Origin of the sequence: Aestuariirhabdus litorea, assembly GCF_003864255.1 — a bacterium.
Taxonomy (GTDB): Bacteria; Pseudomonadota; Gammaproteobacteria; order Pseudomonadales; family Aestuariirhabdaceae; genus Aestuariirhabdus; species Aestuariirhabdus litorea.
This window is the reverse complement of record NZ_QWEZ01000001.1, coordinates 193,441-220,294: the sequence shown is the minus strand read 5'-3', so window position 1 is coordinate 220,294 and position 26,854 is coordinate 193,441. Positions and strand designations below refer to the sequence as shown.

30 protein-coding genes are annotated in these 26,854 nt (G+C 58.7%); 12 read left to right on the top strand and 18 right to left on the bottom strand.

All coding sequences use genetic code 11. From position 1 onward, the window contains the following. Positions 1–5: 5 nt before the first annotated feature. The 8 genes from D0544_RS01060 to D0544_RS01025 all read right to left on the bottom strand — a co-directional run bounded on the left by D0544_RS01060 (position 6) and on the right by D0544_RS01025 (position 8,946). The gene (locus D0544_RS01060) at positions 6–560 is read right to left on the bottom strand and encodes a PDC sensor domain-containing protein (protein ID WP_207905735.1); all 555 of its coding nucleotides are present in this window, start codon (positions 558–560) and stop codon (positions 6–8) included. Positions 561–711: 151 nt separating this feature from the next. Further along, entirely contained in the window at positions 712–1,440 is a 729-nt protein-coding gene (locus D0544_RS01055; protein WP_207905823.1) for an amino acid ABC transporter ATP-binding protein, read from the bottom strand. A gap of 91 nt (positions 1,441–1,531) precedes the next feature. Continuing rightward, complete coding sequence (locus D0544_RS01050; RefSeq protein WP_125014002.1) at positions 1,532–2,629, bottom strand: amino acid ABC transporter permease; 1,098 nt, start codon at positions 2,627–2,629, stop codon at positions 1,532–1,534. Positions 2,630–2,632: 3 nt separating this feature from the next. Then, positions 2,633–3,820: an amino acid ABC transporter permease gene (locus tag D0544_RS01045; protein WP_125014000.1), complete on the bottom strand. Its 1,188-nt coding sequence runs from the start codon at positions 3,818–3,820 to the stop codon at positions 2,633–2,635. A gap of 81 nt (positions 3,821–3,901) precedes the next feature. Continuing rightward, entirely contained in the window at positions 3,902–4,924 is a 1,023-nt protein-coding gene (locus D0544_RS01040; RefSeq protein WP_125013998.1) for an amino acid ABC transporter substrate-binding protein, read from the bottom strand. A gap of 465 nt (positions 4,925–5,389) precedes the next feature. Next, a complete protein-coding gene (cysN, locus tag D0544_RS01035) occupies positions 5,390–7,027 on the bottom strand; it encodes a sulfate adenylyltransferase subunit CysN (RefSeq protein ID WP_125013996.1) in 1,638 nt (545 codons plus the stop codon). Positions 7,028–7,085: 58 nt separating this feature from the next. Then, the gene (gene cysD, locus D0544_RS01030) at positions 7,086–7,994 is read right to left on the bottom strand and encodes a sulfate adenylyltransferase subunit CysD (protein WP_125013994.1); all 909 of its coding nucleotides are present in this window, start codon (positions 7,992–7,994) and stop codon (positions 7,086–7,088) included. A 190-nt stretch (positions 7,995–8,184) separates the two neighbouring features. After that, the gene (locus D0544_RS01025; RefSeq protein WP_125013992.1) at positions 8,185–8,946 is read right to left on the bottom strand and encodes a Nif3-like dinuclear metal center hexameric protein; all 762 of its coding nucleotides are present in this window, start codon (positions 8,944–8,946) and stop codon (positions 8,185–8,187) included. Positions 8,947–9,068: 122 nt separating this feature from the next. On the opposite strand from D0544_RS01025, the gene D0544_RS01020 reads away from it, so the two are divergent. Continuing rightward, on the top strand, positions 9,069–10,220 hold the full coding sequence (locus D0544_RS01020) for a S1C family serine protease (RefSeq protein WP_125013989.1): 1,152 nt from the start codon (positions 9,069–9,071) through the stop codon (positions 10,218–10,220). Between the two features lie 50 nt (positions 10,221–10,270). On the opposite strand, the gene hisD is transcribed toward D0544_RS01020, so the two are convergent. From hisD to D0544_RS00975, 9 genes are all read right to left on the bottom strand, one after another. Further along, complete coding sequence (gene hisD / locus D0544_RS01015) at positions 10,271–11,584, bottom strand: histidinol dehydrogenase (RefSeq protein WP_125013986.1); 1,314 nt, start codon at positions 11,582–11,584, stop codon at positions 10,271–10,273. An 86-nt stretch (positions 11,585–11,670) separates the two neighbouring features. Continuing rightward, positions 11,671–12,327, bottom strand: coding sequence for an ATP phosphoribosyltransferase (gene hisG / locus D0544_RS01010; protein WP_125013984.1), 657 nt, complete (start codon positions 12,325–12,327; stop codon positions 11,671–11,673). A 15-nt stretch (positions 12,328–12,342) separates the two neighbouring features. Continuing rightward, positions 12,343–13,605, bottom strand: coding sequence for a UDP-N-acetylglucosamine 1-carboxyvinyltransferase (gene murA, locus D0544_RS01005; RefSeq protein WP_125013982.1), 1,263 nt, complete (start codon positions 13,603–13,605; stop codon positions 12,343–12,345). A 46-nt stretch (positions 13,606–13,651) separates the two neighbouring features. Beyond that, a complete protein-coding gene (locus tag D0544_RS01000; RefSeq protein ID WP_125013980.1) occupies positions 13,652–13,891 on the bottom strand; it encodes a BolA family protein in 240 nt (79 codons plus the stop codon). A gap of 86 nt (positions 13,892–13,977) precedes the next feature. Continuing rightward, positions 13,978–14,280 carry an STAS domain-containing protein gene (locus D0544_RS00995; RefSeq protein WP_125013978.1) on the bottom strand — a complete coding sequence of 101 codons (303 nt, stop codon included), beginning with the start codon at positions 14,278–14,280 and terminating at the stop codon, positions 13,978–13,980. Continuing rightward, positions 14,280–14,924, bottom strand: coding sequence for an MlaC/ttg2D family ABC transporter substrate-binding protein (locus D0544_RS00990; RefSeq protein WP_164880780.1), 645 nt, complete (start codon positions 14,922–14,924; stop codon positions 14,280–14,282). Before D0544_RS00990 ends, D0544_RS00995 begins: the two co-directional genes overlap by 1 nt. 56 nt (positions 14,925–14,980) lie before the next feature. Continuing rightward, positions 14,981–15,436 (bottom strand): outer membrane lipid asymmetry maintenance protein MlaD, encoded by a 456-nt coding sequence (gene mlaD, locus D0544_RS00985; RefSeq protein WP_125013974.1) that lies wholly within the window; start codon positions 15,434–15,436, stop codon positions 14,981–14,983. 2 nt (positions 15,437–15,438) lie between these two features. After that, a complete protein-coding gene (gene mlaE / locus D0544_RS00980; protein WP_125013972.1) occupies positions 15,439–16,230 on the bottom strand; it encodes a lipid asymmetry maintenance ABC transporter permease subunit MlaE in 792 nt (263 codons plus the stop codon). Next, on the bottom strand, positions 16,223–17,038 hold the full coding sequence (locus tag D0544_RS00975) for an ATP-binding cassette domain-containing protein (RefSeq protein ID WP_125013970.1): 816 nt from the start codon (positions 17,036–17,038) through the stop codon (positions 16,223–16,225). The genes mlaE and D0544_RS00975 overlap by 8 nt, the downstream gene beginning before the upstream one ends. Positions 17,039–17,262: 224 nt before the next feature. Here D0544_RS00975 and D0544_RS00970 point away from each other — a divergent pair, with 224 nt between their 5' ends. The 11 genes from D0544_RS00970 to D0544_RS00920 all read left to right on the top strand — a co-directional run bounded on the left by D0544_RS00970 (position 17,263) and on the right by D0544_RS00920 (position 25,363). Further along, positions 17,263–18,228 (top strand): calcium/sodium antiporter, encoded by a 966-nt coding sequence (locus D0544_RS00970; protein WP_125013968.1) that lies wholly within the window; start codon positions 17,263–17,265, stop codon positions 18,226–18,228. Positions 18,229–18,246: 18 nt separating this feature from the next. Next, positions 18,247–19,221, top strand: a complete 975-nt coding sequence (locus D0544_RS00965; RefSeq protein WP_125013966.1) for a KpsF/GutQ family sugar-phosphate isomerase — start codon at positions 18,247–18,249, stop codon at positions 19,219–19,221. After that, on the top strand, positions 19,221–19,745 hold the full coding sequence (locus D0544_RS00960; RefSeq protein WP_125013964.1) for a KdsC family phosphatase: 525 nt from the start codon (positions 19,221–19,223) through the stop codon (positions 19,743–19,745). The genes D0544_RS00965 and D0544_RS00960 overlap by 1 nt, the downstream gene beginning before the upstream one ends. A gap of 10 nt (positions 19,746–19,755) precedes the next feature. Then, positions 19,756–20,325, top strand: coding sequence for an LPS export ABC transporter periplasmic protein LptC (gene lptC / locus D0544_RS00955; protein ID WP_164880779.1), 570 nt, complete (start codon positions 19,756–19,758; stop codon positions 20,323–20,325). Next, entirely contained in the window at positions 20,312–20,821 is a 510-nt protein-coding gene (gene lptA / locus D0544_RS00950; protein ID WP_125013960.1) for a lipopolysaccharide transport periplasmic protein LptA, read from the top strand. The genes lptC and lptA overlap by 14 nt, the downstream gene beginning before the upstream one ends. Before the next feature lie 8 nt (positions 20,822–20,829). After that, positions 20,830–21,555: an LPS export ABC transporter ATP-binding protein gene (lptB, locus tag D0544_RS00945; RefSeq protein WP_125013958.1), complete on the top strand. Its 726-nt coding sequence runs from the start codon at positions 20,830–20,832 to the stop codon at positions 21,553–21,555. Between the two features lie 112 nt (positions 21,556–21,667). Further along, positions 21,668–23,206: an RNA polymerase factor sigma-54 gene (locus tag D0544_RS00940; protein WP_125013956.1), complete on the top strand. Its 1,539-nt coding sequence runs from the start codon at positions 21,668–21,670 to the stop codon at positions 23,204–23,206. A gap of 124 nt (positions 23,207–23,330) precedes the next feature. Beyond that, positions 23,331–23,618 (top strand): ribosome hibernation-promoting factor, HPF/YfiA family, encoded by a 288-nt coding sequence (gene hpf, locus D0544_RS00935; protein WP_125013954.1) that lies wholly within the window; start codon positions 23,331–23,333, stop codon positions 23,616–23,618. A 9-nt stretch (positions 23,619–23,627) separates the two neighbouring features. Then, on the top strand, positions 23,628–24,083 hold the full coding sequence (ptsN, locus tag D0544_RS00930) for a PTS IIA-like nitrogen regulatory protein PtsN (RefSeq protein ID WP_125013952.1): 456 nt from the start codon (positions 23,628–23,630) through the stop codon (positions 24,081–24,083). 132 nt (positions 24,084–24,215) lie between these two features. Continuing rightward, on the top strand, positions 24,216–25,082 hold the full coding sequence (gene rapZ, locus D0544_RS00925; RefSeq protein ID WP_125013950.1) for an RNase adapter RapZ: 867 nt from the start codon (positions 24,216–24,218) through the stop codon (positions 25,080–25,082). A gap of 11 nt (positions 25,083–25,093) precedes the next feature. Next, positions 25,094–25,363 carry an HPr family phosphocarrier protein gene (locus D0544_RS00920; RefSeq protein ID WP_125013948.1) on the top strand — a complete coding sequence of 90 codons (270 nt, stop codon included), beginning with the start codon at positions 25,094–25,096 and terminating at the stop codon, positions 25,361–25,363. 7 nt (positions 25,364–25,370) lie between these two features. Here the strand turns inward: D0544_RS00920 and pmbA are convergent, their stop codons facing one another. Then, a complete protein-coding gene (gene pmbA, locus D0544_RS00915; protein WP_125013946.1) occupies positions 25,371–26,729 on the bottom strand; it encodes a metalloprotease PmbA in 1,359 nt (452 codons plus the stop codon). Positions 26,730–26,854: the final 125 nt, after the last annotated feature.

The window sequence follows — 26,854 nt, the reverse complement described above, 5'->3', positions numbered from 1 at the left end:
TGAGACTACTCCAACTCATCCAGGTTGATGCCAATGGTGACTGCGCCAATGGCAACACCCGCATCCATAACCGGCACTGACACCTGCACCAGATAGGCCTGGGCGCTCTCATCGAATTCGACCTCGCCGACGTGGACCGCTCCGGCGCCCCCTTTGAAGGACTCGGTCCACTTGGCCTCGTCACCCTGCCAGTAGTCGGACGTTTTGCCGGTCATGGCGACATTGGCCCCCTGGTTATCCATCAGGAACAGTTCCAGATAGTAGCTCTGGCTTTTTTCGATCTTGCGCAGGGCCTGCGCGGCCTCATTGTCCATCAGCGATTGCATAAAGCTGTCGATGCCTTCCGTTCCCCGCCACTTGGCATCGGCCTGCTTGATTGCATCCAGGCTTCTCCCTTTGGAATTTTGGGCTTTAACCGCCGCCACCAGTACCGGGTCCAGACCTATCTTCTGGAGTTCTGGGGCAATCTCCAGCACGGCTGGAGGAACCTCTTCAGCCAGGCTCCAACTGCTCACCAACACCAGCACAACGCCCATCATCTGTATCAACAGCGCTCTCATCTTCTTACCCTCATTGGTGAAACCACAGTTTTCTCAGTATAGAAAAGCTATCGCCAACCGCCGTGATATCTATATGAAAGGGCGCAATTCTTCCCCGGTTGCAAAAAAAAACGCCTCAAAAGAGGCGTTTTTATAAGACCGGACCGCAAGCCTAGTGCTGCAGAATCTGGCTCAGGAACAGCTTGGTGCGCTCGGACTGCGGATTTTCGAAGAACTCATGGGGTTCATTCTCCTCAATCACCTGCCCGGCATCCATAAAGATCACCCGGTTGGCTACGGTCTTGGCAAAACCCATCTCGTGGGTCACGCAGATCATGGTCATGCCATCCTCGGCCAGTTCCACCATGGTATCCAGCACCTCCTTAACCATCTCGGGGTCCAGTGCTGAGGTGGGCTCGTCAAACAGCATGATCTGCGGACTCATGCAGAGGCTGCGTGCAATCGCCACCCGCTGCTGCTGCCCTCCGGACAGCTGCCCCGGATACTTGAGCGCCTGCTCGGCAATCTGTACCCGTTCCAGGTACTTCATGGCTACCGCTTCTGCCTCGGAGCGTGACATTTTCCGCACCCAGATGGGCGCCAGGCAGCAATTTTCCAACACCGTAAGGTGGGGGAAGAGGTTGAAGTGCTGAAAGCACATGCCCACCTCTTTGCGGATCGCCTCAATGTTTTTCAGATCATTGGTAAGGGGGGTACCCGATACGATGATATCCCCTTTCTGGTGCTCCTCCAGATGGTTAATGCAACGAATCATGGTGGACTTACCCGATCCGGAGGGGCCGCACACGACGATACGCTCCCCTTTGTAAACCTTCAGGTTTATATCCTTGAGCACATGAAAATCACCGTACCACTTGTTGACCCCTTTGAGCTCAATCATCAACTCATTGGAAACCCCTGGGTCTTTCGGGGCGGTCCCGTTAGTTTGGTCTGACATCGATATTTCCTCTCAACTCTTTTTCGGACCGCACCTAGCGGTGTCCGGTATTCAGTTTGCGCTCCAGCGCCTGGCTGTAGCGGGACATGCTGAAACAGAAAACCCAGAACACAAAGGCAACGAACACGTAGCCTTCGGTCGATACCCTGGGCCAGGCCGGATCGGTGATCGCCGCCTGCACCGTTGCCAGCACATCGAACAGGCCGATGATCAGCACCAGCGAGGTGTCCTTAAACAGGGCGATAAAGGTGTTCACTATACCGGGAATTACAATCTTCAAGGCCTGGGGGAGAATGATCAGCCCCATCAGCTTCCAGTAGCTGAGGCCCATCGCTTCACCGGCTTCATACTGTCCCTTGGGAATCGCTTGCAGCCCCCCCCGGATCACCTCAGCCATATAAGCCGACTGGAACATCACAATCCCGATCAGTGCCCTGAGCAGCTTGTCGAAGGAGATCTCTTCCGGCACAAACAGCGGGAACATCACCGAGGCCATGAAGAGCACCGAGATCAGCGGAACCCCCCGCCATACCTCGATAAAGACCGTACAAAAGCTGCGCGCGACCGGCATATGGGAGCGCCGGCCGAGTGCCAGCAGGATGCCGAAGGGAAGCGCCGCCACTATCCCTACCACCGCCAGAACCAGGGTCAGCATCAGCCCACCCCACTTGTGGGTTTCCACCTTCTCTAGACCAAAGGCATCACCGTAAAGGAGGAAGAAGGCAATGACAGGAAACACCGTTAAGGTGAAGAGGGCAATCCAGCCCCGACGAGGGGTACGCTCAATCACCAGGGCGGCGATCAGCAGGGCAAAGAGCGCAAACAGTAAATTGATCCGCCAGATTTCGGCTTCCGGGTAGAAACCGTAAATAAACTGGTTAATACGCACCGTAACAAACACCCAGCACGCCCCTTCGCTGGTACAGGCGTCCTTGGAGTCGCCGGTAAAGTCGGCACTCAGGAAAGCCCAGTTCAACAGGGGCCCGATGGTGGTGGCGATAAAATAAATCGCCACGACGGTGAGAATGGAGTTGAACCAGTTGTTGAACAGATTTTCCCGTAACCAGCCAACAGGACCGCGGTTACTGATCGGGGCTGGCAGGTCAGGCAGTTTATGATCGTTATGTAGCATCGACTATCGCTCCACCAGCGCCACGCGCTTGTTGTACCAGTTCATGAACAGCGATACCAAAAGGCTCAACAGGAGGTAAACCCCCATGGTCATGGCAATCACTTCTATTGCCTGGCCGGTCTGGTTGAGTGTGGTACCGGCAAATACGCTGACCAGATCGGGGTAGCCGATGGCGGTGGCCAGCGACGAGTTCTTGATCAGGTTAAGGTATTGACTGGTGAGGGGTGGAATCACAACACGCATCGCCTGCGGAATTACCACCAGCCGCAGAACACGCGAACGGGGCAGCCCCAGGGCCGATGCGGCTTCGGTCTGGCCATGGTCAACAGCCTCGATGCCCGAACGTACGATCTCGGCGATAAAGGCAGCGGTGTAGATACTCAGTGCCAGCAGCAGGGCGCTGAGTTCGGGGATAATGGTAATCCCCCCTTTGAAGTTAAATCCTACCAGTTCAGGGTCGACCCAGGTGATGGGAGAGCCTGCCAACAGGAAGGTAAGGCCCGACATACCCAGAACAAGACCGATGGAAGCCCAGTAGGCGGGAAAGTATTGACCGGTTTGATCCTGCCGTTTCTTGGCCCAGCGAACCAGGAAAAAAGAGAGGATAAGGGCGGCTACAAAAGCCAGCACCACCCAGCCAAAGCCATTGCCGGCAACAGGTTCGGGAAGGTACAACCCCCTCACGTTGAGCTGAACACCACCAAACAGCTCAATACTCTGGCGCGGAGATGGAAGCACCTGCAGCACAGCGAAGTACCAAAAAAAGATCTGCAGCAGGAGCGGGATATTGCGGAACACTTCTACATAAATGGCGGCCATCTTGGCAATCAGCCAGTTATGGGACAAGCGGGCAATACCTACAATGAATCCCAGCAGGGTCGCCAAAACAACACCCAAAAATGACACCAGCATGGTGTTCATCAATCCCACCACGAAGGTACGCCCAAAGCTGTAGGTCGCGTCGTAGGGAATCAGCGTCAGCAAAATATCAAAACCCGCCGTCTGACTCAGGAAGTCGAAACCGGTTGAAATGCCTCGGGTCTCAAGGTTTGAAAGGGTGTTGCTGACGATATAAAGGATAAACAGGATAACGGTTCCAACCATCAGCACCTGGAACAGGAGGGCCCGCTTTTCGGGATCATTCCAGAACTTTGGCTTGGAATTCGCCGAATATTTTGTCTCTTCCGGCATCAATATACTCCCCAGGATAGTCAGGAGTTAACAACAAGAAACGGCCACAGCTTGTGGCTGTAGCCGTTCCAAACAAGCGGCTTAGCGCATGGGCGGTGCGTACATAAACCCACCTTTGCTCCACAATGCGTTCACGCCACGTTCGATGTTGAGCGCAGAGCCGGCACCAACGTTGCGGTCGAAGACCTCACCGTAGTTACCCACCTGCTTGACGATCTGGTAAGCCCAGTCGTCGGCCAGGTCCATACCCTTACCCTTGGGTCCATCGATACCAACAAAGCGCATCACCCCAGGGTTGTCGCCCATCTTCTTCTCGTCAATATTGGCGGAGGTCAGTCCCAGCTCTTCCGCGTTGATCAGCGCGTTCATGCTCCACTTGACGATATTGAACCACTGGTCGTCACCCTGGCGTACCACGGGGCCAAGGGGCTCCTTGGAGATGATCTCTGGCAGTACCACGGCGCTGTCGGGGTTGGCCAGCTTGATGCGCAAGGCATACAGCTGGGAGGCATCGGAGGTGAGAATATCGCAACGGCCCGCTTCAAAGCCCTTTACAGTCTGGTCGGAGGTATCAAATACCACCGGCTGGTACTTCATGTTGTTTTCGCGGAAGTAGTCAGCCAGGTTCAGTTCGGTGGTGGTACCCGCCTGGATACAGACAGCCGCACCGTCCAGCTCCAGCGCGCTCTTCACGCCCAGAGACTTGGAAACCATGAAGCCCTGACCATCGTAGTAGTTGACGCCGGCAAAGTTGAGGCCGAGGGAAGTATCCCGAGTCTGGGTCCAGGTGGTATTGCGGGACAGCACGTCAATCTCGCCGGACTGAAGGGCGGTAAAGCGCTCCTTGGCGGTCAGCGGGGTGTACTTAACCTTGCTGGCATCTCCCAGAGTAGCTGCGGCAACGGCACGACAGACATCGACGTCCATACCGGTCCAGTTACCCTTCTCATCGGGGTTGGAGAAACCGGGCAGACCCGTACTCACACCACACTGCAAAAAACCACGCTCTTTGACGGCCTTGAGGGTCACGTCCTCAGCAAGAGCACTCTGGGCGAAAGTAAGACCCATGGCAGCCGCTGCTGCAAAGATTCCTAGCTTTTTCATATCCTATCCTTAATTGGTTACTGATCGTTTTTTTATCTTCAAACGAAGCTTCTCAACCCGATGGGGCCCTTTCGAAACTCCGTGATATTGCAAGCAACAAGGACCGCCCCTTTTTCATGCAACGGTCGATCCGGTCACTCTCAAGACTCAGTACGATAGCGCATGGCCCCTCGTACTTATGGCTCAACTAAAACAAGTTTTCCAGAGCAGTGCAATCGAAAGGGAGCTGCCGAGTTGCTTTGCTGGCCTTTTGCGGGCCACAGGAAAAAATTTGCACCCAAAAAAACCACTTGCACCAACAATAGACCAGTTTCGGGGCACTCAACGGCTTAAAATGGTGACTCGCCCTGGTCGTCCCGCACCAACAATGCGCACCATTTTAATAATGCGCCAGACAGGTCCTTTCACTGGCAAAAAAAAAACGGCAGCCGATGGCTGCCGTTCATTCAGGCACGCTACGCCGGATTAGCGCGAAGTCAGCGCAAGAATCTCTTCCAGCGCCTCATCTACGGATCGCTCGGAGTCGATCGCCCGGCTGAGCAGCGCATCGGCGGTCCGCGGGGTGCTGACCGGTGCCAACACCACCAGCCCGGCGTTGCCCAGGGCATTCACCATGGCGGCGTTAAGCTCGGCATCCTGGGGCAGCAGCAGAACCGTCTTGCCGCGCTCGAAGAGGCCGCGCTCAAGGGTCACCAGGCGCTCCTCAATCTGCTCACCCACCAACTCGATCAGGGCCGGCTTCTGGTCCAGTCGCAAGCTGCGCTCGCTGGCGCTGACCGGCTGATGGTTACGCTCCTCGCTGCCGATGCCATTGATCATCCCCGCACCGACCGTGACGTTGGTCAGGCGATCAATGACGATAAAGGCGCCGGTTGTGCGACTCTTGTGGTAGGGATCAAAGGCGACGTGCTTGTTGACACTCACACGACAGCGCGCAATTTCATTGAGCTGCAGCTGCTCTGCCCCCTTGTGCTCCAGGGTGTTGACGTCGATGTTGTAGAGAATGTCAGTGACCGCCCCTGTGGTCAGGTTGGAGGAGAACTTGAAGTCGTACTGGCGCCCGCACTTAAGGGCCCCCTCGCTCATCCACACCAGGGTTGCCTCGAAATGGTTGGCCGATAGTGGCAGGTCGTCGCTCTTGACCAGCATATCGCCACGGCTGACGTCGATCTCATCCTCCAGGGTGATGGTCACGGCCTGGGACGCAAACGCCTCCTGTAGTGTCCCATCGTAGGTATCGATGGTTTTTACCCGGCTGCGCTTACCCGAGGGCAGGGCGACTACCTCATCGCCAGGCGCTACCACCCCTGACGCAACGGTACCGCAGAAGCCACGGTAATTGAGGTTGGGTCGATTGACGTACTGCACCGGGAAGCGGAAATTTTCCATATTGCGATCACCGGACAGCTCTACGGTCTCAAGAATCTCCATCAGGGAGGGCCCGGTGTACCAGGGGCTCTTCTCGCTGCGATTCACCACGTTGTCCCCCTCGAGGGCCGAGATGGGGATAAAGCGCAGATCCTCAATGCCGAGCTGGTCGGCAAACGTCAGGTACTGTTCACGGATATCGTTGTAGACCTGCTCGCTGAAATCCATCAGGTCCATCTTGTTGATCGCCACCACCACGTGCCGAATACCCAGCAGGGAGGCGATAAAGCTGTGGCGACGGGTCTGGGTCATTACACCGTGACGGGCGTCGATCAGGATGATGGCCAGTTCGCAGGTGGATGCCCCGGTGGCCATATTGCGGGTGTACTGCTCATGCCCGGGGGTATCGGCGATGATGAACTTGCGGCGTGCGGTGGAGAAGTAGCGGTAGGCCACATCAATGGTGATGCCCTGCTCCCGCTCGGCCTGCAGGCCGTCAACCAACAGCGCCAGGTCGAGCTTGCCTCCGGTGGTCCCGTGCTTGACCGTATCAGCGCGGACGGCCTCCAGCTGATCCTCATAGATCATTTTTGAGTCGTGCAGCAGGCGACCTATAAGGGTGCTCTTGCCATCATCCACACTGCCGCAGGTGAGCAGGTGCAACAGCTCCTTGCGCTCATGCTGGGCCAGGTATTCGTTAATATCGGTAGCGATCAGATCTGATTGGTGAGACATGGCGGTTTCTGCTAGTGGTTACAGTCGGGCCGCCGCGGCGACCCACGAACAAAAGGGGCTAGAAATAGCCTTCCTGCTTTTTCTTCTCCATGGAGCCGGCGCTGTCATGGTCGATTACACGACCCTGGCGCTCGGAGCTGGTGGTCAGCAGCATCTCCTGGATGATCTCGGGCAGGGTCGTGGCGTTGGAATCCACCGCACCGGTGAGCGGGTAACAGCCCAGGGTACGGAAGCGCACCATCTCCATCACCGGCTCTTCACCCGGCTCCAGGGGCATACGCTCGTCATCCACCATGATCTTGACGCCATCACGCATCACCACCGGTCGCGGCTTGGCAAAGTAGAGCGGTACGATGGGGATCCCCTCCAGGTGGATGTACTGCCAGATATCCAGCTCGGTCCAGTTGGAGAGCGGGAAGACGCGAATACTCTCCCCCTTGTTGACCTTGCCGTTGTAGATGTTCCATAGCTCGGGGCGCTGGTTCTTGGGGTCCCAGCGGTGATTTTTATCGCGGAAGGAGTAGACCCGCTCCTTGGCCCGCGACTTCTCCTCGTCCCGACGGGCACCGCCAAAGGCGGCATCGAAGCCGTACTTGTCCAGGGCCTGCTTCAAGGCTTCGGTCTTCATCACGTCAGTATGCTTGGCACTGCCGTGGGTGAAGGGCCCGATACCCTGCTTCACCCCCTCCTGATTGGTGTGGACAATCAGCTCCAGCCCCAGCTCCTTAACGAGCCGGTCCCTGAACTGGATCATCTCCTTGAACTTCCAGGTGGTGTCGACGTGCATCAGCGGGAAGGGGGGCTTGCCCGGATAGAAGGCCTTCATCGTCAGGTGCAGCATGACCGCCGAATCCTTACCGATGGAGTAGAGCATCACGGGGTTATCGAATTCTGCAGCCACCTCACGGATGATGTGGATACTTTCCGCTTCGAGCTGCTTAAGATGGGTTAGTTTTCTGTCCGACATGGAGTGTTCCGTACTGTGCACCTGGGCCAATCGAGTACTCGGGTATGAGTCGCTCGGGGAGAGGGCGCCGATACTTAAAATGGCAGGCTACTATATCAAATCGGGGCTGATTATAAGTAGACCAAAATTAAGAATAAAAAAGACTATTAATATGACGAAGCGGGCTAACCCTGCAGCGAGGTTCCCTCGCCTATACCGGGTTATTGATATCTACGAAATGGTGGACCAGCCCCTCCTCCTCTGCCAACCACTCCCCTAACGCCTTGACCCCGTAACGCTCGGTGGCGTGGTGACCGGCACCAAAGTAATGGATCCCCATCTCCCTGGCATTGTGTACCGTAGGTTCGGAGATCTCTCCGCTGATGAACGCGTCAACACCGGCGGCGGCGGCCTGGTCAATGTAGCTCTGGGCGGCGCCGGTACACCAGGCCAGCTGTCTGACGGGATGATCTCCTCCCTCAATCAGCTGGGGTGAGCGCCCCAGTTTGGCGGCCAGCAGGCGGACCAGTTCCTGGGCGCTGCAGGGTTCCTTCAGCGCACCACGCCAGACCAGGCAGCGGGTGTCGTTGGGATCCAGGGGGGTTGCTCCCTGAACGCCCAGCAGGCGAGCCAGCTGGGCGTTATTACCCAGCTGGGGGTGGGCATCGAGGGGCAGGTGGTAAGCCGCCAGGCTGATATCATGATCCATCAGGGCCTTGATACGCTTGCGCTTGATGCCGGTGATCGGCTGCGCCTCCCCTTTCCAGAAAAAGCCATGGTGGACCAACAACAGGTCGGCCTTAAGGGCGATCGCTTCATCAATCAAGGCCTGGCTGGCGCTGACCCCGGTGACCAGGGTCGCTACCCTATCCCTCCCCTCAACCTGCAATCCGTTGGGGCAGTAGTCCGAGAACAGGGCAACCTGCAGTTCGCTATCGAGCCGGTCAATCAGGTGGGTGAGAGAGGGGGTCATGAAATACTCCAGAGCGTTCGGGTGAGTGGCCGCAGCATAGCAAAGCGTGGAATGCCCCTCAAAGGCTGCGTATAATCCTGCCTACTTTTGCACAGCCACCATCATTGCACAGGGATCTGCGCTTGAATCGTCTGCTCTCCTATATCAGCTGGCCCGTGGTGTGCGGCGTTCTGCTCGCACTGCTGCTGGTTCAACAGTTTCCCCAGCTGGTGGGAGGCCAACGCCCTGCACAGCCGGCCATTACCCTGCAAACCGTCCCCCCCCAAACCACCGAGCAAGGCTTTAGGTCCTCCTATAGCAGTGCTGTTTTGACGGCAGCTCCAGCGGTAGTGAACATTTACACCACCAAGATCGCCGACGAAACCAACCCACTCTTACCACAGAACGAAATGGAAGGGCTGCGGGGCTATGATGGTATCCCCCGCAACCGGCGTATGCAGTCGAGCCTGGGCTCGGGGGTGATCATGAGCCCGGAGGGCTATATCCTCACCAACAGCCATGTGATCAAGGAGGCTTCCACGATCATAGTGGCTCTACGCGACGGTCGTGATACCCGTGCGCGGGTGATCGGTGATGACCCCGAGACCGACCTGGCCGTGCTTAAGATTGAGCTCGACAACCTGCCGACCATCACCCTGGCCAACTCCAGTAGCGCCCGGGTGGGCGATGTAGTGCTGGCGATCGGCAACCCCTTCGGGGTGGGCCAGACGGTCACCATGGGGATCGTCAGCGCCACCGGGCGCAACGAACTCAACATCAATACCTACGAAGACTTCATCCAGACCGATGCGGCGATCAACCCCGGCAATTCCGGTGGTGCCCTGGTCAACGCCGAGGGCCACCTGCTGGGCATCAATGCCGCCATTTTTTCCCGCAGCGGCGGCTCCCAGGGGATCGGCTTTGCGATCCCTACCGATCTCGCGCGCAGCGTGATGCTGTCGATTATCAAGCAGGGGCGGGTGATCCGTGGCTGGCTGGGGATCGAAGCGCAGCCGCTGACCCCGGAGCTGGCCGAATCGTTCGGCATCTCCCTGCGCGATGGCATCCTGATCTCGGGGGTCTATAAAAACAGCCCAGCCTCGAAGGCCGGACTGCAACGGGGGGATGTGATTATCGCCATCAACGGCGTTGAGGCCGGTGATGGCCGTACCGTCATGGATCAGGTGGCTCGCCAGCGCCCCGGGGAGCAGGTAGTGATCAAGGTGCTGCGCCAAAGCGAAGAGCACACCCTGACCACGGTGGTGGGTGAACGCCCCCGAATCCTCACCCCCTGAAACTCTCGGATGGCGGCCCCTGGACGGGAACCCGCCGCGAGCGCGGTCAACTACTTGCGAATACGGTATTCCGCAGAGCGGGCATGGGCCGTCAGCCCCTCCCCCCGTGCGAGCACCGACGCCACCTTGCCCATCTCCGAGGCGCCCTCAGCCGAGAACTGGATCAGCGAGGAGCGTTTCTGGAAGTCATAGACACCCAGCGGTGAGGAGAAGCGAGCGGTGGATGAGGTGGGCAGCACGTGATTAGGCCCGGCACAATAATCGCCGAGCGCCTCAGCGGTGTAGCGCCCCATAAAGATGGCACCGGCATGGCGAACCTCCCGAGCCCAGGACTCCGGATTCTCAACCGACAACTCCAGGTGCTCGGGAGCGATGCGGTTGGTCACCTCCAGGGCCTGTTCACGATCGCAGACCTTGATCAGCATGCCCCTTGACTCCAGCGAGGTGCGGATAATCTCCGCCCGCTCCATGGTGGGCAACAACTTTTCGATACTGGCCTGCACCCGGTCCAGAAACTCCTCATCGGTCGATACCAGGATCGACTGGGCGTCCTCATCGTGCTCGGCCTGGGAGAAGAGGTCCATGGCAATCCAATCGGGGTTGGTCTGACCATCGCACACCACCAGGATCTCCGAGGGGCCGGCGATCATGTCGATGCCCACCTGGCCAAACACCATCCGCTTGGCGGTGGCCACATAGATATTGCCTGGGCCAACGATCTTGTCGACGCGGGGAACACTCTGGGTGCCGTAGGCCAGGGCCGCAACCGCCTGCGCCCCACCGATGGTAAACACCCGGTCCACCCCGGACTGGTAAGCCGCTGCCAGCACCAGTTCGTTGACCTCGCCGGCCGGGGTCGGCACCACCATGATAATCTCGGCGACACCGGCCACCTTGGCGGGCAAGGCGTTCATCAGTACCGAGGAGGGATAAGCCGCCTTACCGCCGGGCACATAGATGCCGACCCGGTCCATCGCCGTCACCTGCTGGCCCAGCAGGGTGCCATCGCTCTCCCGATACTGCCAGGACTCCTGCAGCTGGCGCTGGTGATAATCCCGAATACGCTGTGCAGCGACCCGTAACGCCTCCCGCTGCCCCTCCGGCAAGCCCTCATAGGCCTGCTTGAATCGGTCGGCTCCGATACTCAGCTGCTCCATGTCGGTCACGTCCAGACGGTCAAACCGGTTGCTGTACTCAACCAACGCCTCGTCGCCACGACGACGAACCTCCCGGATCACTTCGGTGACGATGCTGACAACGGCGTCATCCGACACCCCTTCCCAGGCCAGCATGCTGTCCAGCCGCTCACGAAACCCTTCCGCACTGGCATCCAGGCGGGTGATATCAACGGGGGTATTCGACATGGATATTCTCCTTTGGCCCTTTGGCGCGATTCAAAAACGATTGACCCATATCCGCATAAACGACGATTGATGCCCCCTTGGAGCCACTATGACAAGGACTCCCGGGCCCTGCTGACCGCTTCACCGAGACGCTCAATCAACGCCTGCACCTTGGCATGCTTCAGCTTCATCGACGCCTTGTTGACCACCAGTCGTGAGCTGATCATGGCGATCAGCTCCTGCGGCTCGAGACCGTTGGCACGCAGGGTATTGCCGGTATCCACCACATCGATGATGCGATCGGCCAGCCCTACCAGGGGAGCCAGCTCCATGGACCCGTACAGCTTGATGATATCCACTTGCTGCCCCTGCTCGGCGTAGTAACGCCGGGCCACGTTGACGAACTTGGTGGCGACCCGCAGCCGCCCATTGACCGGCTCACCGCTCACGGGGCCTGCGGTCATCAGCTTGCAGCGGGCAATGTTCAGGTCCAGCGGCTCATAGAGCCCCTTACCGCCATGTTCCATCAGCACATCCTTGCCCGCCACCCCGAGGTCGGCCGCGCCGTGCTGGACATAGGTCGGCACATCGGTGGCCCGGATAATCACCAGTTTGACGTCTTCACGGGTGGTGTCGAAGATCAGTTTTCGACTGCGGTTCAGGTCCTCCAGCGGCTCGATACCCGCCTCTTTCAGAAGCGGCAGGGTATCGTCGAGTATCCGCCCCTTGGAGAGCGCGATAGTAAGGTGCTGTGATTGACTCATCCGGCTCCCTTCCCCCTAGCCCGGCACTCGGCGTATTTTGGCGCCCAGTAACTGCAATTTCTCTTCGATGCACTCATAACCACGATCAATGTGGTAGATGCGGTCCACAACGGTGTCGCCGGAGGCGACCAGGCCGGCAATCACCAGGCTGGCGGAAGCCCGCAGGTCGGTCGCCATAACCGGTGCCGACTTCAGGCGCTCGACCCCTCTTACTACCGCGGAGTTACCCTCAACGGTGATATCGGCCCCCATACGCATCATCTCATTGACGTGCATAAAGCGGTTTTCAAACACGGTTTCAACGATCTGCCCGGCCCCTTCGGCAATGGTGTTCATAGCCGTGAACTGGGCCTGCATATCGGTCGGAAACGCGGGGTAAGGCGCTGTCCTGAGGTTGATCGCCTTGGGGCGACGCCCCTCCATGTCCAGTTCGATCCAGTCCTCACCGATGGTGATCTTGGCCCCCGCTTCCTCAAGCTTGACCAGAACGGCGTCGAGAATATCGGCCCGGGTATCCTTGAGCTTGACCCGACCACCGGTTGCCGCCGCTGCCACCAGGTAGGTACCGGTTTCAATGCGATCGGGCAGCACCGGGTAGGTACAGCCGTGCAGGCGCTCAACTCCGGTAACCGTGATCATGTCGGTACCGTGCCCCTCGATTTTGGCCCCCATGGCAATCAGGCAGTTGGCCAGATCCACCACTTCGGGCTCGCGGGCCGCGTTTTCCAGAACCGATACCCCATCGGCCAGGCAGGCCGCCATCAGCAGGTTCTCGGTGCCGGTAACGGTGACGGTGTCGAAGAAAATACGCGCGCCCTTGAGGCGATCCTTGACCTTGGCGCGAATGTAGCCATCCTCCACTACAATGTCAGCCCCCATCTGCTGCAGGCCGCGAATGTGCAAGTCAACCGGGCGGCTACCGATGGCGCAACCACCCGGTAGCGCCACTTCCGCCTCGCCAAAGTGAGCCAGCATGGGGCCCAGCACCAGAATCGAGGCGCGCATGGTTTTCACCAGCTCGTAGGGGGCACTCAGGCTCTTGATGCTGTTGGCATGAACCTCCACATTGAGGCGCTCATCAATCACCAGCTCCACCCCCATACGACCGAAGAGCTCGATCATGGTGGTGATATCGTGCAGGTGTGGCAGGTTGCAGACGGTAACCGGCTCATCCGCCAGCAGGGTAGCCGCGAGAATGGGTAGCGCTGCGTTCTTGGCGCCCGAAATACGGATTTCGCCATCAAGACGGAATCCGCCACTGATAATCAATTTGTCCATTATTACTCCTGGAGCTGGTCCCCCCTGTTAAGGGCGGATAGAGCGACTACTGGCCAGCTTGCCACTGCTCGCGCTTGTAGAATTTCATATTGACGGCGTGGATCACGCCACTGGCGATCAGTTCATTGAGGTGCTGATAGACCAGCTGCTGACGCTTAACGGGGCTCAGGCTGGCCAGTTCATCACCGATCAGGTTGAGGCGAAAATCGCACCCCTCGCCCTCCACCTGGACTTCTACGCCATCGAGCCGGGATTCCAGTAGCTGCTTGATCTCATCGGGCGCCATTGATCACCTCATCCTGTGCGGTATAAAAAAGGGCGCTCATGATATAAGAATACGCACTAGTGCGAAAGGGCGGACAGTGGCCGGGGTCACAGGACGCGCAGGATCTCATCGAGGCCACAGACCCGTGCCAGGTCCACCAGCTCGGCCGGTATCTCCAGCACCTGGATGGAGCCCTGCTGCCCCTCCAGAAAACGCTTCCACTCCACCAGCAGAGCCAGCCCCACGCTGTTTACCCGCAACACCCCGTCCATATTGAGGGTCCAGGTGATGCCGGGCGCTTGCGCCAGAAGGGATTTGACCAGCCCATCGAGAGCCGGGGCACTGTCGAAGTCAATCTCACCCGAAAGGGAGATCTCCTGCCGCCCCGACAGCCAGGCCTGGGCACGCATCAGCTGGACTGGAGCTCGTTGCTCTGGGACAGGATGGCACCCCAGTTATCAATGACGTATTGCAGGTTCTTGTTGTTATCCTGCATCGCCTGGTCAAACTGGGTGCGGAACAACTTACCGATATTGATTCCGTTAACGATCACATTGCGCATCTTCCAGTTTCCGTTGTCGTCCTGAAACATGGTGTAGGTCAGTGGGATCAGGGTGCCATTAGCGGTGGTCACATCCATATCGACGGGCACCCGGCGCTTGTCCAACTTACCGGGATCCACCGGCTTGACCACGATCGTGATATTGAACTGGCTGTCGTCAAACTGGCTGATCGCTTTGCCGTAGAACTCCACCAGGCTGCGCTTGAAAACGCCTTCGAAGCGCTGCATCTGCTCCGGCGTAGCATCACGATTGTATTTGGCGCTGACCACACTGCTGGCGATGGCATCAAAGGCCACCACCGGCGTAAGCAGCTCATCCAGCGCCCGGTAGAGGGTCTCCGGGTCACTGTGATAAAGGGCGCGCTGCTCCTTGAGCAACACCAGCATACGATCGGTGATATCGCGCACCACCTGCTCGGGACCCGACTCGGTCGCCATGGCAAGGGGGGAGAGCAGCCACAACACCAGGCTGGTTGATAATAGCCATTTCATACTTCGACCCTCTTTGCGCCTATGCAGAGCCCCCATTATCTCGCAACCCCTTAATCCTACTCAACCGAATTCAAGAGGAACTTTCCAATCAACTCCTCCAGCACCATTGCCGACTGGGTATCCTCAAACTCGTCGCCATCGGCCAGGTATTCGCTATCACCACCCACACTGATCCCTACATACTGCTCGCCCAGCAGGCCAGAGGTCAGAATGGAGGCCGTACTGTCGTAGGGAATGTTGTCGTAGTAGCCACTGATCTCCATGGTCACCTTGGCATCGTAGGCATCACGGTCGTACTCGATGGCCACTACCTTACCAATGGCCACGCCACTCATGGAGACCTTGGCCCTCAGGCCCAACCCTCCCACATTGCTGAAATGGGCGATCAGGCGATAGTCGTTATCGGCGGCCGAGATGGTCAGACCGCTCACCCGCAGAGCCACCATCACCAGTGCCAATATCCCTGCCACAATAAAGGCGCCAACACTGATCTCCACCGTTCTCATGCGCATGCTTACAGTTCTCCAAACATCACTGCGGTCAAAATAAAGTCCAGCCCCAGCACCGCCAGAGAGGAGTAAACCACGGTCCGGGTTGTCGCCCGGCTGATTCCCTCGGAGGTGGGCACACAATCGTATCCCTGAAACACCGCAATCCAGGTCACCACAAAACCAAACACAATGCTCTTGATAATACCGTTGAGCACATCCCCCTCAAAGGTCACCGAGTTTTGCATCACTCCCCAGAAAGAGCCTTCGTAGATGCCCAGCCAGTTCACCCCCACCATGGCACCGCCAATCACCCCCACGCAGCTGAAGATCAACGCCAGCAGGGGCATGGAGATAAAGCCGGCCCAGAAGCGGGGGGCCACGATCCGCTTAAGGGGGTCCACACCGATCATCTCCATACTGGAGAGCTGTTCGGTGGCTTTCATCAAACCGATCTCGGCGGTGAGGGCAGAGCCCGCCCGGCCGGCAAACAGCAGAGCCGTTACCACCGGACCCAGCTCGCGAACCAGTGTCAAGGCCACCATCTGCCCAACCGCCTGCTCAGAGCCATACTTGACCAGGATATTGTACCCCTGCAGCCCCAGTACCATGCCGATAAAGAGCCCCGACACCGTGATAATAATCAGCGACAGCACCCCCACAGAGTAGATCTGCGCCAGTAGCAGCTGAAAGCGGGAGCCAAACAGCGAGCGACCGAAGATCGCGCGAAGCAGCATGATAAAGGCGCGTCCCAGCGCCTCCAGGCGCTCGAGACCGGCGCGCCCCAACAGGCGAAGCTTGGCAAGAAGGCTATGCATTGGGCTCACCGATCAGATCCCTCAGGTACTCCTGGGCAGGGTAGTGGAACGGCACCGGGCCATCGGGCAGCCCCTGCATAAACTGGCGAATGCGCGGGTCGGTGGAGTTGAGCATCTCCTTGGGGGTACCGAACCCCAGCACATGGGTATCCCCCACCACATAGATATAGTCCGCGATGCTGGCGGTTTCATGTACATCGTGGGAGACAATCACGCTGGTCAGCTGCAGGGCATCATTGAGCATTCGAATCAGTTGCACCAGCACCCCCATTGCCATGGGGTCCTGCCCCACAAAGGGCTCATCGTACATCATCATCTGCGGATCCAGCACAATCGCGCGGGCCAGGGCAACCCGCCGCGCCATCCCCCCGGACAACTCACTTGGCATCAGATCCCTTGCACCGCGCAAACCCACGGCCTGCAGTTTCATCAACACCAGGTCCCGAATCAGGGACTCGCTCAGCTGGGTGTGCACCCGCAGGGGAAAGGCCACGTTTTCGAATACGCTCAGGTCTGTGAACAGCGCTCCGCTCTGGAACAGCATTCCCATCTTTTTGCGCACCCGGAACAGGTCACCGCGGGCCATGGTGGTCACGTCCTGTCCGTCCACCTTGACAATGCCCTTGTCGGGCCTGAGCTGGGCACCGATCAGTTTCAGCAGGGTGGTTTTGCCGGTCCCGCTCGGCCCCATGATACCGGTGATTTTACCCCGGGGGATCTTGATATCGATCGAGTCAAAAATGACACGCTCTCCCCGCCGGAAGCTGAGTCCGCACATCTCCACATAGGGGTTATCAAAAACCTTCATAGCGCCAGCCGACTCCTTGGCATCCAACACACTCAAGCTATATCCAGACCGGGATGGACAGCAGACTCAATACAGGGACTTCAGCGCATTCTAATCACTTATGGACGCTGTCGCCACCATACCTTATAGCTGTATGTATAGCTGTCTGTGCATTGCCCCGGCCACGCTTGCATTCCCATGGCATAATCTCTTTAATTACCCCCCCTTTTTTGACGGACACCCTTATGTTACTGGCACTGCTTTCCATCGCAGCGGGATTCGCCGCCCTGATCTGGAGCGCCGACCGCTTTGTCGAAGGGGCCGCCGCCACCGCACGGCAGCTCGGCATGTCTCCGTTGCTGATCGGCTTGACGGTGGTTGCCCTCGGTACATCGGCCCCTGAAATCCTGGTATCGGTCATGGCAGCACTCGATGATCACACAGGGCTGGCCGCTGGCAACGCCATTGGTTCCAACATTGCCAACATCGGCCTGGTGCTGGCCATCACCGCCCTGATCGCCCCCTTGCCGGTCAAAAACTCGCTGATCCTGCGGGAGATCCCCTTACTGGTGGTTGTCACCCTGCTGGCCGGTGCCTGCCTGTTCGACCTCCACCTCGGCGTCAGCGACGGCCTGCTGTTGCTGTCGGCCATGCTGGTCACCCTCTACCTGCTGTTTCGCTGGCAAAAGCCCCCCCTGGCCAATGCCGACCAGCAGCTGGCGCAGGCGGAGGCCGATGAGATTCCGGAAATGCCACTGCCCCGCGCACTGGGCATCCTGCTGATCGGCCTGGTCGTACTGATAATCAGCTCCCGTGCGCTGGTGTGGGGCGCTACGGAGATGGCTCTGATGTTTGGGGTCAGCGACCTGGTCATCGGATTGACCGTTGTCGCGGTCGGTACCAGCCTGCCTGAACTGGCGGCCTCCATTGCCAGCGCCCTCAAGAAGCATCACGAGATTGCGCTGGGCAACGTGGTCGGATCCAACCTGTTCAACCTGTTGACGGTACTGGCGGTGCCCGGATTGATCTCCCCCTCCAGTTTCGGGCCCGAGATCTTGATGCGCGACTACCTCAGCATGCTCGGTTTCACCCTGCTGCTGGCCGCGATGGCTTGGCTGGCGCTGCGCCGAGGCGGAATCGGGCGCCTGAGTGGCAGCATTCTATTTGCGTGCTATAGCGCGTATTATGTCGCCTTGTACTTCACTATATAGGGCTTTGGTAACAGCGATATGAGCCACCCCATCAGTTTCAAGGAATCGGGCCTGCGTACCGTACGCATGGAACAGGAGGCGATCGGTGAGCTTCTGCAGCGGATCGACGAGGATTTCGAGCGTGCCTGCGAGCTGCTGATGAACTGCCGCGGCCGGATTGTGGTTGTCGGCATGGGCAAGTCCGGACACATTGGCACCAAGATGGCCGCCACCCTGGCCAGCACCGGCAGCCCCGCCTTCTTTGTCCACCCGGGTGAGGCCTGCCACGGCGACTTAGGCATGATCACCGTGGACGATGTGGTCATCACCCTCTCCAACTCGGGTAACACCGGCGAGATGATCACCCTGATCCCCCTCCTCAAGCGCCTGGGCGTGCCGATGATCAGTATGACAGGGAACCCCGATTCCGCGCTCGCGCAAGCCGCCAATGTCAACCTCAATACCGGCGTCAAGCAGGAGGCCTGCCCCCTCAACCTGGCCCCCACCTCCAGTACCACCGTCTCCCTGGTGATGGGCGATGCACTGGCGATCGCCCTGCTGGAGCGACGCGGTTTCAGTGCAGAAGACTTTGCTTTCTCCCACCCCGGCGGCGCCCTTGGCCGACGCCTTCTACTGAAGGTGGATGATGTGATGCACAGCGGCGAACGGCTCCCCATAGTCAGCGAAGGCACCCTGCTGCGCGATGCGCTGCTGGAGATGACCCACAAGGGGCTGGGGATGACCGCCATCGTTGCCAGTGACGGCACCCTCAGCGGCGTCTTCACCGATGGCGACCTGCGCCGCTCCCTGGACCATGAGCTCAACATGGCCACCACCGCCATCGACGAGGTGATGACCCGCCGCTGCAAAACCGTCACCCAGGGGGTTCTGGCCGCCGAGGCGGTGCATATCATGGAGGAGACCAAAATCAATGGCCTGATCGTCATCAATGCCGAGCAGAAACCGGTTGGCGCACTCAATATGCACGACCTGCTGCGCGCGGGGGTCGTCTGATGTTCAGCCACCTGAAAGAGCGCGCACAACGCATTCGCCTGGCAGTGTTCGATGTGGATGGCGTGCTCACCAACGGCCAGCTACTGTTCAGCGAAAACGGCGAGGAGCTGAAGGCCTTCTCCACCCTCGACGGCCAGGGCATCAAGATGCTGCAGCGTGCCGGCATCGAGACCGCCATCATCACCGGGCGCGAATCGCAACTGGTGGCCCGGCGGGCTCAAAACCTGGGGATCGCCCACCTCTATCAGGGCCGTGAGGACAAACTCGTCGCCCTGCAGGAGCTGCTGCCCCAGCTGGGGCTGGCCCTTGAGGAGGTTGCCTACCTCGGTGACGACCTCCCCGACCTCGCTGCAATACGCCGCGTGGGGTTAGGGGCGGCGGTGGCCAACGCCCACGATTTCGTCAAACAGCACGCCTGCGCTGTTACCCTGAAGCCCGGCGGCCAGGGCGCCGCCCGCGAGTTCTGCGATGCCCTGCTGGACGCCCAGGGGAAGCTGCAGGAAGCGCTGGACAGCTACCTGTGAGTACCCCCTTGTGAGAGCCGCCCTGATCTCCCTGCTGGTTAGCGCCCTGCTGGCCTACGGCGGCTTTTACCTCTACCAGAACACGCCTCTCCGACAGGCACTTACCCCACCGGATACTGACCCCAGCGAACGCCAGGAGGCGGACTTCTACCTGACCAACGCCCGCCTGGTTCGCTTCAACCAGCAGGGTGAGCTGGATCACCGGATGCACGCGCAAGAGGTCAACCACTACCCGCTTGATGACACCACTATCATCCGGCAACCCCGCATGGTGCTCTACCGGGAACAGGGCGAGCGCCACATCAGCGCCAGTAATGGAAAGCTCCTGCCCGGCAGTAAGGACCTGGAGCTGTGGGACGAGGTGCTGATAGTGGCGCGAGCCAGGGACGGCAGTGAACAGGGACGCCTTGATACTGATTTCATCACTCTATACTCTGGTCAGGAACTGGCATCAACCAGCCGTCCGGTTATAATCACCACCCCCCAGAGCGTCACCCGAGCGGTCGGGTTAAACGCCCACCTTGACCAGAATCGCGTTCAGCTGTTATCCAATGTCAGAGGCACCTATGAAGTTCAATAGCTCCCTGCTCCTTACCCTGGCCACCAGCGTGCTGTTCAGTGCATCCGCCTGGGCATTGCCAGAGGATCGCGGGCAGCCGATCCGCATCAAGGCCGACTCTGCGGATATCAACGAGGGCATGGGACGTGCGGTATACAGCGGTAATGTGACCATGGACCAGGGCTCCATTCACATCAGCGGCGACAAAATCACCGTATTCACCACGGATGGAACCGTTACCCGTATGGTTGCCGAGGGGAGTCCGGCCCACTACCGGGAAAAGCCCGCTGCCGACAAAGAGATCATCAAGGCCTATGGCCACACCATCGACTACGCCATCGCTCGAGAGCAGGTGACCCTGCAACACAATGCACAGCTGCTGCAGGAGGGCAACTCCTTCAGCGGAGACACCATCCATTACAATACGGTCACCCAGACGGTGAGCGCCCAGAGCAGCGACCGCGCTGACACCGGCGGTCGTGTCGAGATGATTATCCAGCCCAAGAGCAAGCAGTAACGCGACCCATGGCGACCCTAAAAGCACTCCATCTGGCGAAAAGCTACCGCGGAAGAAAGGTGGTCGAGGACATCTCGGTCAGCATCAGCAGCAACCAGATTGTCGGGCTGCTGGGCCCCAACGGGGCTGGCAAAACCACCAGCTTCTACATGATCGTCGGCCTGGTTAACGCGGATGACGGCCAGATCCTGATCGACGGCGAGGACATCACCCGCCTGCCCATGCACGGGCGCGCCCGCAAGGGGATCGGCTATCTCACCCAGGAAGCCTCCATCTTTCGCAAGCTCAGCGTCACCCAGAACATCCTCGCCATCCTGGAGACCCGCAAGGATCTCAACCGTAAACAGCGACTGGAGAAACTGGAGGAGCTGCTGCAGGAGTTCCATATCACCCATATTCGCAACAGCACAGGTATCAGCCTCTCCGGTGGTGAGCGGCGCCGGGTCGAGATCGCCCGCGCACTGGCCATGGAACCCGCCTTTATCCTGCTGGATGAGCCCTTCGCCGGCGTTGACCCTATCTCGGTCAACGACATCAAGGAGGTGGTTCGCCACCTGCGCAACATAGGTATAGGGGTCCTGATTACTGACCACAACGTACGCGAAACCCTGGACATCTGTGAGTTGGCTTATATCGTCAGCGAGGGCAAGATCATTGCCGAGGGCGATCCCGAAACCGTGATGAACAACCAGAAGGTCAAGGATGTCTACCTAGGACATCAGTTCCGCATATAGGCATTGGGCCCCGTTCAGCCCTATAATGGGCCATGCAAGAATTTTGCCGTGACCAACAGAGCGGCCCTCCTCAAGAAGACAGGCAGATTATGGACCGGACACTCTTTTATCTATGAAACCATCCTTAGTCCTGAAAATGGGCCAGCAGCTGACCATGACCCCTCAGCTGCAGCAAGCCATCAAGCTCCTTCAACTGTCTACCCTGGACCTGCAACAGGAGGTTCAGCAAGCCCTTGAGTCCAACCCCATGCTGGAAGCCGAAGAGGGCTCAGACAGCGAATCCTCATCCGATCACGACCAAAGTGGCGACAATAACGAGTTTGACAGCGCTACCGATTACAACACCCTGAGCGAGGGTGAACAGCGCAAGCAGGAGCAGCAGAGCGTCGACAGCGCCAACAACGAAAATGAGGTGATGTCCGACGACTGGCAGGACAACATCCCAGAGGACCTCCCGGTGGACACCGCCTGGGATGACGTTTACCAGTCCAGCCTGCCCCCCTCTTCCGGCTCCGGTGGAGGGGACAATGACGACTACAACCCGGCCGCACGTGCCAGTACCACCGAGTCACTGCAATCGCACCTGGAGTGGCAACTCAACCTCACCCCGATGTCCGATACGGACCGGGCGATCGCCGTCACCATTATTGACGCGCTCACCGAAGATGGTTACCTCAGCTGCAGCTGCGAAGAGCTGCTGGAGGGGATCGAGGAGGAGCTGGAGATTGAGCTCGATGAGGTGGAAGCCGTACTGCGCCGCATCCAGCAATTTGACCCGGTGGGGGTGGCCGCACGCTCCCTTACCGAATGTTTGCTGATCCAGCTTGCGCAACTCCCCGAGAGCACACCCCACCTGGGTTCGGCGCGACTGGTGGTGGAAAAGTACATCAATCTTCTGGGCACCCACGATTATGCCCAGCTGATGCGCAAATCCCGACTCAAGGAGGCCGACCTTAAGGCCGCCATTGAGTTGATCCAGACCCTGAACCCCAAGCCCGGGGACAGCATCCAGAGTAGTGAACCGGAGTACGTTATTCCCGATGTCACGGTCAAGAAGGTCAATGGCCGCTGGACCGTTGAGCTCAACCCTGACGCCGTACCTCGGGTGCGAATCAACTCCGGGTACGCCTCACTGGTGAAACGTGCCGACAACAGCGCAGACAACACCTACCTCAAAAACCACCTGCAGGAGGCGCGCTGGTTTCTCAAAAGCCTGCAGAGCCGGAACGAAACCCTGATGAAGGTGGCCACCCAGATCGTGGAGCACCAACGGGGGTTCCTGGAATATGGCGACGAGGCGATGAAGCCCCTGGTCTTGCATGACATCGCCGAAGCGGTCAGCATGCACGAATCGACCATTTCACGGGTGACGACGCAAAAATACATGCACACCCCGCGGGGTATTTTTGAGCTTAAGTATTTCTTCTCCAGCCACGTCAGCACCGCCAGTGGTGGGGAGTGCTCATCGACCGCCATTCGGGCCATCATCAAAAAGCTGGTGGCGGCAGAGAACCCGAAAAAACCATTGAGTGACAGTAAAATAGCCGGCCTGCTCGCCGAGCAGGGGATCAAGGTCGCACGGCGCACCATCGCCAAGTACCGTGAATCCCTTTCAATCGCACCTTCTAACGAAAGAAAACGTCTGGTATAGGTTATATTGATTGACGGCAACATAGAGATATCGAGCCTCGGATATGATCGGTAACAGAGGCAAACGCATGAGTCCATCGCACGATGGGTTCAGTATCACGTAAAACAGATCAGGAGAAAGACGCATGCAAATCAATATCAGTGGACATCATGTTGATGTAACCGAGGCATTGCGTGAATATGTAGCAACCAAAGTTGACCGCCTGGAGCGCCATTTTGACACCATCACCAGCGTCAACGTTACCCTCAGCATCGAGAAAGAGGGCCAAAAGGCGGAAGCCAACCTCCATGTACGTGGCGCTGACATTCATGCCACTTCCGTTCATCAAGACATGTATGCCGCCATTGATATGCTGGCCGACAAGCTCGACCGCCAGCTAATGAAACATAAGGAAAAGAGTCTAGCCCGCTAACCCTTGGCCATGAACCTCATATCCCTCCTTAGCCCCGACCGCAGCCTCTGTGCTGCGGAAGGCGGCAGCAAAAAACGCGTATTAGAAACCCTCGCCGAAGCCCTTTCCCACTCGGGACAGGAGATTTCAGCGGGAGAGCTGTTTAACGGGCTGATTGAGCGGGAACGCCTCGGCAGTACCGGGTTCGGTAAGGGGATCGCTATCCCCCATTGTCGTCTCGAGTCCTGCACCGAAGCGATTGCCGCACTGCTCAAGCTTTCCGACGGGGTCGACTTCGATGCCATGGACGACCAACCGGTGGATATCATCTTTGCGCTGGTCGTACCCAATGAGGCCACCAGTGAGCACCTGGCGATTTTGCAGGAACTGGCTGGCCGTCTCGACAACGCCAGCTACCGGAACCGCCTGCGCACGGCGAAAACCAGCAGCGAACTCTACCAGATGGCCATTGCCCCCCTCGACTGACCCTCAAACCACAGACCGTACCCAACACAACTGATATACTGACTGCGCAGAGCCCTTAAGGAAGAATCTCCCCTGACATTCCTACCCCACTCCAGGGGTATCATGCAGGGAGCAGCGAGCGAAGTAGCCAACATGCGACTAGTCATTATCAGTGGACGATCCGGATCCGGTAAGAGTAGTGCCCTCCATGTGCTGGAGGATCAGGGCTTTTATTGTGTCGACAACATGCCCGCCGGGCTGCTGGGCTCGCTGGCCGAAGAGATCTCCCGGGAGCAGGCGCTCAGGAACGCCGCCGTCAGTATCGACGCGCGCAATATGCACGCCGACCTCAAGCGCTTCCCCCAAATCCTTACCCAGCTCACAGAGAGCGGCGTACAGTGCGAAGTGATCTACCTGGATGCGGACCCCGCAACCCTCCTCAAGCGCTTCAGCGAAACGCGCCGACGTCACCCCCTGTCCAACGAAAAATGCTCACTTGAAGAGGCGATCCGCGCCGAAAGCGAGTTGCTGTCACCGCTTAAAAACCGGGCCAAGCTCACGCTGGACACCAGCTCGCTGTCGTTGCATGAGCTACGGGATCTGGTCCGCACCCGAGTCGCCGGGCGCAAGGATGGCAGCCTGGCCCTGCTGTTCCAGTCCTTTGGTTTCAAGCGCGGTATCCCGATTGATGCCGATTACGTATTTGATGTACGCTGTTTGCCTAACCCCTATTGGGTCCCTCATCTCAGGGGCTTCAGCGGACTCGACAGTCCCGTGCAGGAGTTCCTCGCGGAACAGCCCGAAGTGCAGCAGATGATGGTGGATATCGGGGATTTTGTGGAGCGCTGGCTACCGGCCTTCGAGGCGGGAAACCGCAGCTATATGACCGTTGCGATTGGCTGCACCGGTGGACACCACCGCTCGGTGTACATCAGCGAGCAGCTAACCCAGCGTTTCAGCAAGCGAATTAGCAATGTCCAGGTTCGCCATCGTGAACTGCACCCGGCACAAGAACAATAAACACAGCGACCATGATTGAAACCAAGATCACCATCATCAACAAACTGGGGCTTCACGCCCGCGCCGCCTCCAAGTTTGTCACCACTGCGGCCGCCTTTGGCAGCAAAGTAGAGGTTGGCAAGGGGGACAGTCTGGTCGATGGCAAAAGCATCATGTCGGTCATGCTACTGGCGGCCAGTCAGGGCACCGAACTGACCCTGCGCATCAGTGGCGACGATGAGGAGCGCGCCCTGCAGGCCATCAGCGACCTGGTCAACGACTTTTTTGGAGAGGGCGAGTAGCGCCCCGTTAATTACCCCCCACCATCATCCCGTCAATCAGGATCGATCCGGTTTGCACATTGCCGCGGCGGTCCACATCGTTACCCACGGCCACCAGATTCGCAAACATGTCCCGCAGATTACCGGCAATGGTGATCTCCGACACCGGATACTGGATCACCCCCTGCTCAACCCAGAACCCGCTGGCGCCGCGAGAGTAGTCCCCGGTCACCAGGTTAACCCCCTGCCCCAGCAGCTCAGTCACCAGCAAACCGCTACCCATCTCAGCCAGCAACGCCGACTCGTCGAGGCCACTGTCGCTGATACGCAGGTTATGTACTCCACCGGCATTCGCCGTGCTGGTCATCCCCAGTTTACGCGCTGAGTAGACCCCCAGCAGGTAGCTGCAGAGCACCCCGTCACGCACAAACGCCTTGTCGTAGGTGGCCAGGCCATCGTTGTCAAAAGAGGCACTGGCCAACCCTCCCTTCAGGCGTGGCTGTTCGTAGATGGTGACGAAGTCCGGAAACAGGGGCTTATCCAGCTGCCCCAGCAGAAAGCTGGCTTCCCGGTAGAGGCTGGAGCCGCTGATCGCGCCCAGCAGGTGCGAAAGCAGCCCCCCGGCCACATCCGATGAAAAAAGTACCGGTACCTGACAGGTTTTTAGCTTGCGGGGATCGAGGCGCTGCAGGGTACGGTTGGCGGCACGAACACCAACCTGTTCGGCGGACTCCAGGTCGGCTCCCCGGCGAGCTACCGAGTACCAGTAATCCCGCTGCATCCGCTCCTGGGCTCCGGCGATCAACACACAGCTGAGGCTCTGGCGGGAGGCCAGATAGCTGCCGATAAAGCCATGACTGTTACCGTATACGCGGCAACTCTGGTGATTAGAGAGGCTGGCACCCTCCGAATTGGTAATCCGGTCGGAGCGCTCAAAGCCGGCCTGTTCGCAGCGGGTAGCGATCTCCAGCGCCTGCTCCACCTCCAGCTCCCAGGGGTGATAGAGGTCAAGGTCGGGCAGGTCGGCGGCCATCAGCTCGGCATCCGCCAGCCCCGCAAAGGGGTCTTCAGAGGTGTAGCGCGCAATATTGCTCGCCGCCTCGACCGTGTCGATGATCGCCTGGGGGCTACTGTCCGAGGTACTGGCGGACCCTTTGCGCTGCCCGTAGTAGAGGGTAATGCCGAACCCCTGGTCGCGATTAAATTCGACCGTATCCACCTCCCCCCGACGCACGCTGGCGGTCAGCCCACTGTCCAGGCTGACACCCACCTCGGCTCCGGACGCCCCTTTTTTTCTCGCTTCACGGAGAATATCCTCCACCAGCTGCTGCAGGCGCTGCTGCTCCTGACAGAGATCGAGTGAGGCGGTATCGGCGGTTGAGGTCATAATGGCTACGCTATTGAAAATGGGAAGGGTTAACGAACCATTCTACCTGCCGGGTATCCATGAACAAGTGCTTAGACCAAAACAGACATTCTCCGAGGATCGGTTTACAATGGATACCCACCCAC

Excerpts from the sequence above, each read along its gene's own strand:
- D0544_RS00960 (WP_125013964.1), top strand. The coding sequence starts at position 19,221 with ATGTTCAGCCACCTGAAAGAGCGCGCACAACGCATTCGCCTGGCAGTG.
- lptA (WP_125013960.1), top strand. The coding sequence starts at position 20,312 with ATGAAGTTCAATAGCTCCCTGCTCCTTACCCTGGCCACCAGCGTGCTG.
- cysD (WP_125013994.1), bottom strand. The coding sequence starts at position 7,994 with ATGTCGGACAGAAAACTAACCCATCTTAAGCAGCTCGAAGCGGAAAGT.
- D0544_RS01050 (WP_125014002.1), bottom strand. The coding sequence starts at position 2,629 with ATGCTACATAACGATCATAAACTGCCTGACCTGCCAGCCCCGATCAGT.
- mlaE (WP_125013972.1), bottom strand. The coding sequence starts at position 16,230 with ATGCATAGCCTTCTTGCCAAGCTTCGCCTGTTGGGGCGCGCCGGTCTC.
- D0544_RS00970 (WP_125013968.1), top strand. The coding sequence starts at position 17,263 with ATGTTACTGGCACTGCTTTCCATCGCAGCGGGATTCGCCGCCCTGATC.
- pmbA (WP_125013946.1), bottom strand. The coding sequence starts at position 26,729 with ATGACCTCAACCGCCGATACCGCCTCACTCGATCTCTGTCAGGAGCAG.
- D0544_RS00965 (WP_125013966.1), top strand. The coding sequence starts at position 18,247 with ATGAGCCACCCCATCAGTTTCAAGGAATCGGGCCTGCGTACCGTACGC.
- D0544_RS01055 (WP_207905823.1), bottom strand. The coding sequence starts at position 1,440 with ATGATTGAGCTCAAAGGGGTCAACAAGTGGTACGGTGATTTTCATGTG.
- hisG (WP_125013984.1), bottom strand. The coding sequence starts at position 12,327 with ATGAGTCAATCACAGCACCTTACTATCGCGCTCTCCAAGGGGCGGATA.
- D0544_RS00995 (WP_125013978.1), bottom strand. The coding sequence starts at position 14,280 with ATGCGTGCCCAGGCCTGGCTGTCGGGGCGGCAGGAGATCTCCCTTTCG.
- hpf (WP_125013954.1), top strand. The coding sequence starts at position 23,331 with ATGCAAATCAATATCAGTGGACATCATGTTGATGTAACCGAGGCATTG.
- hisD (WP_125013986.1), bottom strand. The coding sequence starts at position 11,584 with ATGTCGAATACCCCCGTTGATATCACCCGCCTGGATGCCAGTGCGGAA.
- mlaD (WP_125013974.1), bottom strand. The coding sequence starts at position 15,436 with ATGCGCATGAGAACGGTGGAGATCAGTGTTGGCGCCTTTATTGTGGCA.
- D0544_RS01000 (WP_125013980.1), bottom strand. The coding sequence starts at position 13,891 with ATGGCGCCCGATGAGATCAAGCAGCTACTGGAATCCCGGCTCGATGGC.
- rapZ (WP_125013950.1), top strand. The coding sequence starts at position 24,216 with ATGCGACTAGTCATTATCAGTGGACGATCCGGATCCGGTAAGAGTAGT.
- D0544_RS01025 (WP_125013992.1), bottom strand. The coding sequence starts at position 8,946 with ATGACCCCCTCTCTCACCCACCTGATTGACCGGCTCGATAGCGAACTG.
- D0544_RS00940 (WP_125013956.1), top strand. The coding sequence starts at position 21,668 with ATGAAACCATCCTTAGTCCTGAAAATGGGCCAGCAGCTGACCATGACC.
- D0544_RS01040 (WP_125013998.1), bottom strand. The coding sequence starts at position 4,924 with ATGAAAAAGCTAGGAATCTTTGCAGCAGCGGCTGCCATGGGTCTTACT.
- cysN (WP_125013996.1), bottom strand. The coding sequence starts at position 7,027 with ATGTCTCACCAATCAGATCTGATCGCTACCGATATTAACGAATACCTG.
- murA (WP_125013982.1), bottom strand. The coding sequence starts at position 13,605 with ATGGACAAATTGATTATCAGTGGCGGATTCCGTCTTGATGGCGAAATC.
- D0544_RS01045 (WP_125014000.1), bottom strand. The coding sequence starts at position 3,820 with ATGCCGGAAGAGACAAAATATTCGGCGAATTCCAAGCCAAAGTTCTGG.
- D0544_RS00975 (WP_125013970.1), bottom strand. The coding sequence starts at position 17,038 with ATGAAGGTTTTTGATAACCCCTATGTGGAGATGTGCGGACTCAGCTTC.
- lptB (WP_125013958.1), top strand. The coding sequence starts at position 20,830 with ATGGCGACCCTAAAAGCACTCCATCTGGCGAAAAGCTACCGCGGAAGA.
- D0544_RS00990 (WP_164880780.1), bottom strand. The coding sequence starts at position 14,924 with ATGAAATGGCTATTATCAACCAGCCTGGTGTTGTGGCTGCTCTCCCCC.
- ptsN (WP_125013952.1), top strand. The coding sequence starts at position 23,628 with ATGAACCTCATATCCCTCCTTAGCCCCGACCGCAGCCTCTGTGCTGCG.
- D0544_RS00920 (WP_125013948.1), top strand. The coding sequence starts at position 25,094 with ATGATTGAAACCAAGATCACCATCATCAACAAACTGGGGCTTCACGCC.
- D0544_RS01060 (WP_207905735.1), bottom strand. The coding sequence starts at position 560 with ATGAGAGCGCTGTTGATACAGATGATGGGCGTTGTGCTGGTGTTGGTG.